At 70.4% G+C, this 11,907-nt stretch carries 14 protein-coding genes and 1 tRNA gene; 9 read left to right on the top strand and 6 right to left on the bottom strand.

All coding sequences use genetic code 11. The annotated features are described in order from the left end of the window. The first annotated feature begins 88 nt into the window (after positions 1 to 88). Complete coding sequence (locus ACQPWU_RS10860; RefSeq protein WP_433438756.1) at positions 89 to 406, top strand: hypothetical protein; 318 nt, start codon at positions 89 to 91, stop codon at positions 404 to 406. Next, entirely contained in the window at positions 357 to 1,088 is a 732-nt protein-coding gene (locus tag ACQPWU_RS10855; RefSeq protein WP_433438754.1) for an HNH endonuclease signature motif containing protein, read from the top strand. The genes ACQPWU_RS10860 and ACQPWU_RS10855 overlap by 50 nt, the downstream gene beginning before the upstream one ends. Before the next feature lie 3 nt (positions 1,089 to 1,091). On the opposite strand, the gene ACQPWU_RS10850 is transcribed toward ACQPWU_RS10855, so the two are convergent. Next, a tRNA-Leu gene (locus tag ACQPWU_RS10850) sits at positions 1,092 to 1,174 on the bottom strand. Positions 1,175 to 1,294: 120 nt separating this feature from the next. Then, the gene (bcp, locus tag ACQPWU_RS10845; protein WP_433438752.1) at positions 1,295 to 1,768 is read right to left on the bottom strand and encodes a thioredoxin-dependent thiol peroxidase; all 474 of its coding nucleotides are present in this window, start codon (positions 1,766 to 1,768) and stop codon (positions 1,295 to 1,297) included. 151 nt (positions 1,769 to 1,919) lie between these two features. On the opposite strand from bcp, the gene ACQPWU_RS10840 reads away from it, so the two are divergent. After that, positions 1,920 to 2,249 carry a DUF3618 domain-containing protein gene (locus ACQPWU_RS10840; RefSeq protein WP_433438750.1) on the top strand — a complete coding sequence of 110 codons (330 nt, stop codon included), beginning with the start codon at positions 1,920 to 1,922 and terminating at the stop codon, positions 2,247 to 2,249. A gap of 19 nt (positions 2,250 to 2,268) precedes the next feature. On the opposite strand, the gene ACQPWU_RS10835 is transcribed toward ACQPWU_RS10840, so the two are convergent. After that, positions 2,269 to 3,462 carry an amino acid deaminase/aldolase gene (locus tag ACQPWU_RS10835; RefSeq protein WP_433438748.1) on the bottom strand — a complete coding sequence of 398 codons (1,194 nt, stop codon included), beginning with the start codon at positions 3,460 to 3,462 and terminating at the stop codon, positions 2,269 to 2,271. Positions 3,463 to 3,599: 137 nt separating this feature from the next. On the opposite strand from ACQPWU_RS10835, the gene ACQPWU_RS10830 reads away from it, so the two are divergent. Further along, on the top strand, positions 3,600 to 4,199 hold the full coding sequence (locus ACQPWU_RS10830) for a DUF6286 domain-containing protein (protein ID WP_433438746.1): 600 nt from the start codon (positions 3,600 to 3,602) through the stop codon (positions 4,197 to 4,199). After that, positions 4,200 to 4,691 carry a hypothetical protein gene (locus ACQPWU_RS10825; RefSeq protein ID WP_433438744.1) on the top strand — a complete coding sequence of 164 codons (492 nt, stop codon included), beginning with the start codon at positions 4,200 to 4,202 and terminating at the stop codon, positions 4,689 to 4,691. Positions 4,692 to 4,696: 5 nt separating this feature from the next. On the opposite strand, the gene ACQPWU_RS10820 is transcribed toward ACQPWU_RS10825, so the two are convergent. Beyond that, entirely contained in the window at positions 4,697 to 5,215 is a 519-nt protein-coding gene (locus ACQPWU_RS10820) for a hypothetical protein (RefSeq protein WP_433438742.1), read from the bottom strand. 176 nt (positions 5,216 to 5,391) lie between these two features. Between ACQPWU_RS10820 and ACQPWU_RS10815 the strand changes: the two genes are divergently transcribed. The 4 genes from ACQPWU_RS10815 (at position 5,392) to ACQPWU_RS10800 (ending at position 10,531) form a co-directional block, all read left to right on the top strand. Next, positions 5,392 to 6,561, top strand: a complete 1,170-nt coding sequence (locus ACQPWU_RS10815) for a sensor histidine kinase (protein ID WP_433438741.1) — start codon at positions 5,392 to 5,394, stop codon at positions 6,559 to 6,561. Positions 6,562 to 6,574: 13 nt separating this feature from the next. Beyond that, a complete protein-coding gene (locus ACQPWU_RS10810) occupies positions 6,575 to 7,225 on the top strand; it encodes a response regulator transcription factor (RefSeq protein WP_433438739.1) in 651 nt (216 codons plus the stop codon). Between the two features lie 80 nt (positions 7,226 to 7,305). Then, a complete protein-coding gene (locus ACQPWU_RS10805) occupies positions 7,306 to 8,052 on the top strand; it encodes an ABC transporter ATP-binding protein (RefSeq protein ID WP_433438737.1) in 747 nt (248 codons plus the stop codon). Between the two features lies 1 nt (position 8,053). Further along, on the top strand, positions 8,054 to 10,531 hold the full coding sequence (locus tag ACQPWU_RS10800) for an ABC transporter permease (RefSeq protein ID WP_433438735.1): 2,478 nt from the start codon (positions 8,054 to 8,056) through the stop codon (positions 10,529 to 10,531). 159 nt (positions 10,532 to 10,690) lie between these two features. Here the strand turns inward: ACQPWU_RS10800 and ACQPWU_RS10795 are convergent, their stop codons facing one another. Next, on the bottom strand, positions 10,691 to 10,960 hold the full coding sequence (locus tag ACQPWU_RS10795; RefSeq protein WP_433438733.1) for a hypothetical protein: 270 nt from the start codon (positions 10,958 to 10,960) through the stop codon (positions 10,691 to 10,693). Further along, the gene (locus tag ACQPWU_RS10790; protein ID WP_433438731.1) at positions 10,957 to 11,796 is read right to left on the bottom strand and encodes a toxin glutamine deamidase domain-containing protein; all 840 of its coding nucleotides are present in this window, start codon (positions 11,794 to 11,796) and stop codon (positions 10,957 to 10,959) included. Before ACQPWU_RS10790 ends, ACQPWU_RS10795 begins: the two co-directional genes overlap by 4 nt. Between the last annotated feature and the right edge of the window lie 111 nt (positions 11,797 to 11,907).

The following is an 11,907-nucleotide window of genomic DNA, read 5'->3' as shown; positions in this document are numbered from 1 at the left end:
AATCGGCCATTTCGGGAAATAGCCGATTAGCGAGAACGGGCAGGACCGATTTCCCGAAAGTGTCGGTCCCCGGCCGTAGGCTACGTCCATGCCGAATATCGATCCCAGCCCCGAAGAACTGGCCCGATTCGTGCGTCAGGCTCGGTCGATGACCGAGGTCCTGTCCTTGCTGGGCCTGAGAAACTCCGGTGGCCGGCGGGCGAGCCTGGGCCGGAAAATAGCCGCACTCGGCATCGACACCAGCCATTTCCGTCGCACATCGCGAAGTAAATATTCCCTCGAGATCCTGTCCGCGGCAGCGGCGGCATCGACGAGCGTCTACGAAGTTCTCGACCACCTCAATATCACCCGTAGCGGTGGGGCACATTCGCATATCAGACCGCCGGATCCAAGCTCTTGGCATTGACATATCGCACTTCTCCCACGCTCCCGGGCGTCGATGGGGCGCGCTGCCCGAGCAGTTCGAGCGCGGCGCCCTTGAAGAGGCGGCCAAGGGCGCGAAGAGCATGCGGGAAATTCTGCGGCGTCTTGGCGTGGCCGAGAGCGGGAGGTCACGGGAAGAGGTCCGCCGTCAGCTCCGGTCTTTCGACATCGCCGAGCCCACCGGCTTCCGGCGTCTCCGCCTGGACGAGAACGAGGTCAGATCCGCGGCGAAAGAATCCCGATCGGTGGCGTCGATGATGCGCCGTCTCGGCCTGCCCGTCAGCGAAACGAATCGGCGGCGTCTCCTCCGGAGCATCGCGCGCTATGCCATCGACACGGCACACTTCGAACGCGAGATCACCAGTTCGGTAATGAGCAAGCCCCGCAGAGACCCCACCGCCGTTCTCGTGCAGCGCCCTCTTAGGGCGAGCCGCACTCCAGGCGCGGTGCTGCGACGAGCTCTGGACGAGATCGGCGTACCGGCGCGTTGCGTCAAGTGCGGAACCGGAGGCACGTGGCAAGGGAAACCACTGACACTGGAGGTGGACCACATCAACGGCAATCCACTCGACAATCGGCGAGAGAACCTGAGACTGCTGTGCCCGAACTGCCACTCGCAAACGGCGACTTTTGCCGGGCGAAACAGAGGCCGATCCAGTGCATAAGTGTGCGGGCGGGGGGACTCGAACCCCCACGGTGTCTCCACCAACAGGACCTAAACCTGCCGCGTATGCCATTTCGCCACGCCCGCGCAGCTCCCGCGGAAGCGGGCCGCACATAGTTTAGCGCTCCGAATGGGCGTGAGGCGCGAGTGTTAGCTGAGCCTGCGAAGACGGGCGCGGGCCCTTGATGTAGGGCCCGCGGTTGGAGGTCAGCTCAGGCCGAGCCTCTTCTTCAACGCCGCCACATGGCCCGTGGCCTTCACGTTGTAGAGCGCCTGCTCCACCTTCCCGTCCGCGTCGATGACGAACGTCGAGCGGATGACCCCCACGACCTCCTTGCCGTAGAGCTTCTTCGTGCCGTACGCCCCGTACGCCTGGTGGACGCCCAGGTCGGGGTCGGACAGCAGCGGGAAGGTCAGGGCGTCGCGCTCGGCGAACTTGACCAGCTTCGCCGGCTTGTCCTTCGACACGCCGAGGACGACGAAACCTTCGGCGGTCAACTGGTCGAGGCTGTCGCGGAAGTCGCAGGCCTGCTTGGTGCAGCCGGGCGTCATCGCGGCGGGGTAGAAATAGAGGATCACCCGCTTGCCGCGGTAAGCGTCAAGGGAGACGGGGGTGCCGTCGGCGGCGGGTAGCGTGAACTCGGGCGCGGCGTCGCCGGGCGCGAGCTTGGTTTCGGTCAATGTGCCCTCCTGAGTTCTTCCCGCCAACTTACCGGCCTGGCCGCCGTGCCGTACGGCGTGCCGACCTGACAGACTGATCACGACCACAACGGGCGGAGCTCGCACGGCACGCGGAGCGGGCGCGGCCACGCCTACGGTCGAGAGGAGAGACATGGCTGACACCGATCCCGACGAGCTGGAGCGGCGGATCGCGCGGACGCGAGCGGAGTTGGCGCAGACGGTTGACGCCATTGCCGACCGGGTGAGCCCCAAGCGGGTCGCCGAGCGCACGGTGGCCGACGTCAAGAGCCGGGCCACGAACTTCGTGACGTCCGTGGGCGACGCCCTGGGCGTGACGCCGCGGCCGGCCGCGTACAGCGACGATGCCGATGGGGTCTGGGAGGAGGAGCGGCCCGACCTGGCGCCGGTGCTGATCGGGGTCGGGGCCGTGCTGGTCGTGGGGGCGGCCATCATGCTCTGGCGCCGCCGCAAGCGCCGCTGACCCGGGGGCGGTCGGGCGTTCAGAGGAAGGTCCGGCCCTCGCCCCGGTACGTGGGCACCGACTCCACCAGGGTGTCGCCGTCGATGAGGTGGAGCGTGTCGAAGCGCTCGCACATCTCGCCCGCCTTGGCGTGCCTGAACCACACCCTGTCCCCGATCCGCAGGTCCTCGGCCGCCTGGCCGAGCAGCGGGGTCTGTACCTCGCCCGCCCCCTCGTCAGGGGCGTAGCTGAGCCCGGCGGGCAGATAAGGCTGGGGCAGGCGGCTCGGCCCGGGGGCGCCCGAGGCCAGGTAGCCGCCGCCGAGCACGGTCACCGTGTTGGGGGCCGGGCGGCGGACCACCGGCAGGGCGAACATCGCGGCCGGGTGCCCGGTGAAGCGGCGGTAGAAGTCGAACAGCCTCGGATGGAAGAAGCCGGATCCGGCCGCCACCTCCGTGACGGCCTTCTCGCGCACGGTCCGCTCGACCGACCCGGTGCCGCCGCCGTTGACGAACTCGAGGTCGGTGACCTGGCGGACGGCGTTCACGATGCGGCCGCGCCTGAGGACGAGGTCCCTGGCGGAGCGGGCCTGCATGATGCGGATGGCGCGGGTGTAGGCGGCGTTCGCGGGCGGGGCGTCGCCGACTCCGGCGATCTGCGCCTCGTACGCCATCAGCCCGGCCAGCCTGAACCCGGGGCGCTTGGCGATGGCGGCGGCCAGGTCGGCGGCCTCCTCCGGTTCGCGGATGGGCGAGCGGAGAGCTCCAGCCCGAAATTTCCCGCCGAAGGCGACATATCCGGCGTCAATGTCGATACATATCCTGATTTCGGCCCGAGAGTGGACCTCTGAGACGGCCGCCTCGGTGAAGTCCAGGTGGGCGAGCGAGTCAATGGTCACGGTGATGTGCCCGGCCGCGTCGGCGTTCCCGGCCAGCTCGGCCAGTGCGTGCCGATCGGCCGTCGGGTAGGCCACAAGGATGTCGGTGAAGCCATGGGAGGCCAGCCACAGGGCCTCGGGCAGGGTGAAGGCCATGATGCCCTGGAAGCCGTCCATGGCCAGGATGCGCTCGAGCACGGGGCGGCTGCGTACCGACTTGCTCGCCACCCGGATCGGCTTGCCCGCCGCCCGCCGTACCAGGTCCGCCGCGTTGGCCCGCATGGCCGCCAGGTCGAGGATCGCGAGCGGTGGTTCGAGCGTCGCTGTGGCCCGGTCGTAGCGCTGGCGATCGTCCATATGAGCAGCGTAACGGCATACAGGACAAATGAATATGAGCGCTGTTCGCATTAGTGCCTGGCGTCGTAATGTTCGGGCAAACGGGCGGCGAGGGCGCGGTTCTGGTCACGCGGCACCCGTGTACGTCTGTCGTTGTGATGACCACGCTTCAGCAGACAAGGCCCGTCGCCGCCGTCACGACGCGGCAAACCGGGCTGCGCAGAGCGAGAAGGGCGCTCAGGCCGGCGCGTACCCTCCCTGGAGCCTTCGTCGCGCTCGCACTGGCCGCCGGGTTGGGGGCGACAGCGGCCGAAGTGGTGTCGGGGCTGATCGGCCACCCGCTCGGCTGGATCTCCGTGAACAAGTTCATGGATCTCGCGGGCAAGACCACCTGGCCGGAGCTGTCCACCGCCGCCCTGGTCGCGGCGGGGGCCGGCACTCTGATGCTGCTCCTGGCACTCGTGCCGGGCCGCTCCGGGCTGGTGCCCGTGGAGACGTCCGACCCGCTGATCGTCATCGGCATCACCCGCGCGGGCCTGCGCCGCACGCTACGCGCGGCCGCCCAGCAGGTGGCGGGGGTGGACAAGGCCCGGGTACGGCTGCGCCGCCGCACCATCGAGGTCACGATCGTGACGCAGTCGGAGAGCTCGGGCGCCATGCTCAAGCAGATCGGCACGGCGGTGGGAGACCGGCTGGCGGGCGTGGGCACGCTGGGCACGGGCGAGGTCGTGGTCCGGCTACGCAGGAAGGGGCGGTAGATGCGGCAGTACACAGGCAACCGCATGGGCCTGGCCATCGTGGGCGGGACGCTGCTCAGCCTGGGCACCTACGCCTGGCTCCGCGGCCACGACCGCTTCTTCGACCTGCCGGCCACCGCGAAAGTCCTCTCTGCCCAGACCCGAAAGGCGCTCGACGAGCCCTGGACCCTGTGGGCACTGGCCCTGAGCCTGGTGCTGCTGGCCCTGCTCTCGCTCCGCTGGCTGCTGCTCAGCCTCGGCTGGGGCCGCCGCGGCGCGCAGAACGGCACGGGCACCGCCATGCTGTTCGTCGGGCTGAAGAACGTGGAGGGGCTGGGCAGGGCACAGGTACGGGTCGGCGAGCACAGCCTGCGCATCGGGCTCACCTGCCCGGCGGCCGCGGATGTGGGCGCGGTGGTGAGCAAGCTGGACCAGGAGATCGTCGGCAGGATCCGCCGGGAGATCCGCAACGACGACGCGGGCACCGTCGTCCGCCTGCACGTCCGCCGCTAGCTCGGCTAGCCGGTGCTGGTCGGCACGGGGGCGGGCGCCACGCTGAAGCTCGGGGCGACAGGAGCGGCAGGAGCAGCAGGTGCCGGGGGCGCCACGTTGCCGCACCGGACGCCGTCCGGCCCCCGGTCGCAGACCGCGCCGGGTGCGGGGACCAGGTAACGCTCGTGCCTGAAGCCCGGTTCCCAGAACATTTCCCCGCGCATCTCGTCCCGGTGCGTGAGGCCGCTGACCGCGGCCACGGCACCCCCGCCGAGCAGGCCGCCGAGCACGAGGCCGATCAGTCCGGCGCCGAGGACCTGGGCCTGCTTCTGCCGGAAGAAGTCCCGGTAGGACTCGGGACGCGAAGGCGACGCCAAGGGCATGGTGGGCGCGAAGCCGGGACCCGGTGGGGCCTCGCCGTACCTCAGCCTGCTCCGCCCCTCCGCTCCGGACTGGTGCAGATCCTCGGTCTCCTCCGCGGGGGCAGGGTCGCGCGGTGCTTCCTCTTCACCGCGCGACCCGGCTTCGCGATCATGATCCGCCATCACGATCTCCCTTTACTCGCCCGCAAGAGGGGCGCTCCCAGGAACTAGGATGCCCAAATCACCGTAAGCCCGGCGTAAGACCCGGGCCAGCGCCGCGCCGTGTAAGACCTGGGTCGTAGTCGCACTTCCACCTCCAGATGGAACAACGGTCAGCTGGAGGTACATATCGTGAGGATGTGTTCGGCAAGGTACGGGCGTGGTCGAGGCGCCATGACAAGCTGGCGGGCGCCCTCCGGGTGGCGCCGCTCGCCGCGCTGTGCGCCCTCCTGGCGGTCCCGTACGCCACCCTTCAGCCGTCGGCGGGCGGCACGTACCTCGGCGTGGCCGGATACCTGGGCCTGTCCGCGGCGCTGCTGCTGCCGCTGCTCTGGCGCGACCGGCCGGTCGCCTCGTTCGCCCTCGTCTCCCTGGTCAGCTTCGGCCAGTGGCTGGCGCACGCCGGTCCGCTGCCCGCCAACCTCGCGGTGCTGATCGCGCTCTGGGCGGTCGCCTACAGGTGCTCGTTCCGCTGGGCGCTGGCCGCGTGCCTGGTGGCCGAGCTGGGAGTGTTCCTGGCGCTGGTCAACTGGGACACGCCCACGTTCGGCATGTTCTTCGGCGGCTCGATCTTCGTGGTGACGATCTGGCTGACCGGCCTGTACGCCAACACGCGCAGGCGATACCTCGAAGGGCTGGAGGAGCGCGCCGAGCGGGCCGAGCGCGAGCGCGACCAGCAGGCCAGGATGGCGGCGGCGGCCGAGCGCGCCAGGATCGCGAGGGAGCTGCACGACGTCGTGGCACACAACGTCAGCGTGATGGTGGTGCAGGCCGACGGCGCGGGCTACGCCCTCGACACCGATCCCGAGCAGGCCCGCCTGGCCGTCAGGGCCATCTCCAAGACGGGCCGCGCGGCCCTGGCCGAGATGCGCAGGCTGGTCGGCGTTCTGCGCGAGGACGAGGCGACGATCATCGACTACACCCCGCAGCCCGGCCTCGGACAGCTCGGTGAGCTGGTGCGGGGCTCGGCCGTGCCCGCCCGGCTGGAGGTCGGCGGGGTCCCGCGCGAGCTGCCCGAGGGCCAGCAGCTCGCGGTCTACCGCATCGTCCAGGAGGCGCTGACGAACGCGCTCAAGCACGGCGGCCCCGGCGTGCAGGCGGTCGTGGAGATCGACTACAGCGGCCCGGAGCTGGTCGTACGCGTGACCGATGACGGCAGGGGCGCGGCCGCGCCCAGTAGCTCTGACGGCCACGGCCTGATCGGCATGCGCGAGCGGGCCGGCATGTACGGCGGCGCCGTCTCGGCGGGTCCCCGGCAGGGCGGCGGCTTCGAGGTGCTGGCCAGGCTGCCCATGGTCAACGCGGCGTAGAGGAGGCGACCGGGTGATTCGCGTGATGCTCGTCGACGACCAGCAGCTGTTGCGGGCCGGGTTCAGGATGGTGCTCTCGGCCCAGCCGGACATCGAGGTGGTGGCGGAGGCCGGAGACGGGCTCTCAGCGCTGGAGATGCTAGAGACCACCGAGGTGGATGTCGTGCTCATGGACGTGCGCATGCCGAACATGGACGGCGTCGAGGCCACCAAGCGCATCAACGGGCCGAAAGTGCTGATCCTGACCACGTTCGACCTCGACGAGTACGCGTTCGCGGCGGTCAAGGCGGGCGCGGCCGGGTTCCTGCTGAAGGACGTGCCCACGGCCGACCTGGTCAGCGCGATCAGGATCGTGCACGCGGGCGACGCGGTGGTCTCGCCGAGCACCTTACGGCGGATGCTGGACAGGTTCGCCACGCACCTGCCGACGGACGAGCCGGTGCCGGGGGCCGACCTGACGCCGCGCGAGCGCGAGGTGCTGCTCATGGTGGCGCGCGGCCTGTCCAACGCCGAGATCTCGGGCCGCCTTGAGGTGGCGGAGGCGACGGTGAAGACGCATCTCGGGCGGGTCCTGGCCAAGCTGGGGCTGCGGGACCGGGCGCAGGTGGTGGTGTACGCGTACGAGGCCGGGCTGATCGTGCCGTCACATCGGCCGAAAGTCTGACCGGGGTCATCTGGAGGCCTACACAAAGTCCATCCACAGGGCCCATAAATCCTGAACTTTCCACTCCTAGCGTGAAGCGCATGAATGTGACGCTCACCCAAGCCCCACCCGCGGTGGTGGCCAGAGATCTCACCAAGGTGTACGGCCAGGGCGACGCCCAAGTACACGCCCTTCGCGCGGTGGACGTGTCCTTCGCCACGGGGGCGTTCACCGCCATCATGGGCCCGTCGGGCTCGGGCAAGTCCACGCTGATGCACTGCCTGGCCGGGCTCGACGCCGCCACGTCGGGCACCGTGCACATCGGCGACGTGGAGCTGACCGGGCTGAGCGACCGGCAGCTCACGCTGCTGCGGCGCGAGCGGATCGGATTCGTCTTCCAGGCGTTCAACCTGCTGCCCACGCTCACCGCCGAGCAGAACATCCGCCTGCCGCTGGACATCGCCGCCCGCCAGGCGGACCAGCCGCTGTTCGACCGGGTCATCGAGACCGTGGGGCTGAAGGACCGCCTCTCGCACAAGCCGGCCGAGCTGTCCGGCGGCCAGCAGCAGCGTGTGGCCGTGGCCAGGGCGCTGATCAGCAAGCCTCAGGTGATCTTCGCCGACGAGCCGACGGGCAACCTCGACTCCCGCAGCGGCGCCGAGGTCCTGTCATTCCTGCGCACCTCCGTACGCGAGCTGGGCCAGACCATCGTCATGGTCACGCACGACCCGGTGGCCGCCTCGTACGCCGACCGCGTGGTGTTCCTGCGCGACGGCGAGCTGGTCACCGAGATCACTGCGCCGACGCCGCAGTCCGTGCTGGACATGCTCGTGAAGCTGGAGGCGTGAGGTGCTGAAGTCGGCACTGGCCGGGCTGCGCGCGCACAAGCTCAGGCTGCTGCTCACCTCGCTGGCGATCATGCTCGGCGTGGGGTTCATCGCGGGCACGTTCGTGCTGAACGACACCGTGCAGGCCGGGTTCGCGCAGCGGGTCACGGCCGACGCGGCCAAGGTGGACGTGGCCGTGCTGCCCAAGGGCCCGGACGCCGTGCTGCCCGAGCGGGTCCTTGAGCAGATACGCGCGCTGGACGGCGTGGCCGAGGCGCAGGGCCTGATCCGCGCCTCCGCGCCCGTGCTCGGCAAGGACGGCAAGACCGCCGGGAACGCCCCCACCACCGCCCTGTCCATCGTCCGGGGCCCGCTCGACCGCACCGACATCGTCTCGGGCACCGGTCCCGGAACCGACGACCAGGCCGCCGTGCTCGACAAGAACACCGCCAAGGCCCAGGGCTTCCAGGTCGGCGACACGATCACAGTGCTCGACGACCGGCAGCGCCGGCACCAGTTCAAGCTCGTCGGCCTGCTCGACCCCGGCGTGGACCAGGAGCTCTCCTACACCGGAGCGGTCGGCTTCACCGCGGCCACCGCGCAGCGGATGAGCGGCGCGAAGGGTTACCGCGAGATCGACGTCGCGGGCCCGGCTCCCGGGCTGAAGCAGGCCGTCGCGGCCGCGGTCGGCGGCGCGTACGTGGTCAAGACCGGCGGCGAGCTGGCCGACGACCTGGCCAGGGCGGCGGGGGTGGAGACCCGCACGCTCACGCTGGGCCTGCTGATGTTCGGCGTCGTGGCGATGATGGTGGCCGCGCTGGTCATCTACAACACCTTCAACATCCTCGTCGCCCAGCGCACCAGGGAGATGGCGCTGCTGCGGTGCATCGGCGCCACGCGCGGGCAGGTGTTCGGCTCGATCCTGCTGGAGTCCGCCCTGGTCGGCGCTCTCGCCTCCGCGTTCGGCCTGGCCATCGGGTACGGCCTGGCCTCGCTCACGCTGACCGTTCTGAGCGCGCTCGACGCTCCGCTGCCCACGGACGCGGCCGTCACGCTCACCCCTGCCACGATCGCGGCCGGCCTGGCCGTCGGCGTGGTGGTCACGGTGTGCGCGGCGCTGCTGCCCGCCAGGTCGGCCACCAGGGTCGCGCCGATCGCCGCGCTGCGCAGCCAGGTCGAGGAGCAGACGTTCCGTGCCGGTCTGCTGCGCGCCCTGTTCTCCACGCTCTTCCTGGTGGCGGGCCTCGCCACCACGTCTGTGGGCGCGTTCGTGCTCCAGCCCGGCGAGCAGGTCTCGCTCTTGGTCGTGATGGCCGGGGGCGCGCTGACGTTCCTCGGGGTGCTGATCCTGGGCCCGGTGCTGGTCAAGCCGATGAGCGCGCTGGTCGGATGGATCCCGGGCAAGCTGTTCGGGGTGCCGGGGCGGCTGGCGGTGGACAACTCGGGCCGCAACCCGAAGCGGGCCGCGACCACCACCATCGCGCTGACCATCGGCGTGACGCTCATGACGCTGATCTCCGTGGTCACCGCGTCCACCAGGCTGACGATGACGGCCAAGCTCGACGACCAGTTCCCGATCGACTACCTGCTGGCCAGTCAGGAACGCGACTCCGTCATCCCCAGGTCCGTGGCGTCGGAGTTGCGCGGCAGGCCCGAGCTGGCGTCCGTGGCGCAGATCCGGGAGGCCAAGGCCACGGTCGCGGGCAGGCGGCTCGACGTCGGCACATTCAGCGGCCCGATCGACCCGTATGTCACCACCGGCTCCATGAAGGCCTTCGGCCCCGGACAGGCGGCGGTGGCCGGCAACCTCGGTATACGGCTCGGCGAGTCGATATCGCTCAAGACGCGGAAGGCCGGGACCGTCTCCCTGAAGGTGGTCGCGCTGCTCGACGGGACCCAGTCGTCGCTGCCGCCGGTCACGGTCGCGGAGACGGCGTTCGACACGTACTTCGAGGCCGTGCCCGACTCCCGCGTCCTGATCAACGTCAGGGACGGCGTGCCGCCCGAGCAGGCCCGCAAGGTGGTCGACGCCGCCGTCGCGGCCTATCCAACGGTGCGGGTGACGAGCTCGACGGAGGTACGCGGCCAGTTCGACGAGACGCTGGACATGCTGCTCATGATCATCACTGGGCTGCTGGGGCTGGCGATCCTGATCTCGCTGCTGGGCATCGCGAACACGCTCTCCCTGTCGGTCCACGAACGGACCAGGGAGTCGGCGCTGCTGAGGGCGCTGGGCCTGACCAGGCCGCAGTTGCGGCGGATGTTGTCGATCGAGGCGCTGGTGCTCGGGCTGATCGGGGCATTGGTGGGCGTCGTGCTCGGGGGCGCCTTCGGGTGGGCCGCCATCAGGGCGATGCTGGACGGCGCCGTCTTCTCCGCACCTGTCGGTCAGATCGCACTCTTCGTGGTGCTGTCGGGGGTGGCCGGAATGCTGGCCGCCGTGCTCCCGGCCCGCCGTGCGGCCCGTGCTTCGATCGTCGGCTCCCTCGCCACCGGCTGATCCGGACGAAAAGCCCTGTAGCCGAATAAAAGCGAAAAACACGGAAAGAGGGAGCGAAGTTGGTCGGGCGTCTCATGGGGGCGGCGCCCGGCCTTCCCACGCGGGACATCAGCGGGCGGGCGGCCGGCCTTCCCCAGATGCGGCCGGCCTTCCAGGAGGTCAGCGGGGTGTGCGGCCGGGCCAGAGGTCGGCGACCGTCTCGGGGTCGAGGAGCGGCCGGACCACCACCTCGCCCGTGGCGCGGTCGATCACGATGCACCCGCCTCCGATCGTCTCCGGCAGGCTCGCCGGGTCGTCGAGATCGAGATCACGCATCCAGGCGACATAACCGTCATGGAACCCGTACACCCCCACCGGCACAGCCTCGTCGTACGGCCGCACCCCGTTGAAGTACTCCTCGGCTATCGCCCGGGCCTGATCCAGGTTCATCGCGGCCGCCCCCGCCGGTCGAGTATCACGCAGAAGACGCCGGTCACCGTCGTGTACGGCGGCTCGACGGACATGTGCCCCCGCTGAGCGTCGATCCAGATCACCTCGCCGTCGGCGTTGACCGCGTTCCAGGCGTGGGAGCCGCCGCCGGGCCAGCGCACCACGATGACGGCGCTCGCCCCGTGGCCGGCGTCGAGCAGCCGCCGCGCGATCATCGGGTAGGCGTGCCGCCCCTGCCCCGCGTACTGGAAGCGGTGGCCCACCCACCGTTCGATCCTGGCCAGGCTGCCCTGCTCGCCGGTCAGCAGCGGCCGGCCGATCCCGTCGTACTCGGGAAATCTGGGTGCCGCCGCCGCGGGCTCGCCGTGCCAGGTGGACAGCACGGCGAGCGCGCAGTCGGCGGCGTTGGAGGCCCTGAACGGGTCGTCGGCGGCCCCGCCGCCGTTGACCAGCCGCACCCAGGTGCCGCGCGGGTCGGGAAAGCGGTCGCCGGGCCGCAGCGCCTCGGCGAGGTCCCGCTCAACTTGCGGGTCGGGCCGCGCGAGCCCGCCCGGCACCCCGTACGGCCGGGAGTCGGCGAGCCTGGGCGGCCGGTACGGCCAGTCGAACCAGTCCCCCTGATCGGCGTCGAGGCGGTCGGCTGGGAGATCTCCGTCGAGCAGAGGACCGTCGGACAGAGGATCGCCGGCCTCTGAGGTGGCCGGGCCCTCCGGGTAGGAGTCGTCCGTGACGGCATCGGTCTCGGCGGCGCGCTCGTAGTCGAGCCACCGCGCCCCCTCCGCCACCAGGGGGTTGTACTGCCCGTCTCGGACGCCCGGCTTGCGCTCGCGGAACACGGCCTGCCTCCTGTCATGCTTGACGACCGATGGTAGAGGCGTCGCCGTGGCAGGGAGGGGAAGTCGGCAAGATTCTCCGCAAGAACCACCCGCCGTACCTGCGGAAACAGG

This window comes from Nonomuraea sp. CA-141351 (assembly GCF_050944675.1).
Classification (GTDB): Bacteria; Actinomycetota; Actinomycetes; order Streptosporangiales; family Streptosporangiaceae; genus Nonomuraea.
Note: the sequence above shows the minus strand (reverse complement) of the source record. Positions and strands in the feature narration are given on the sequence as shown.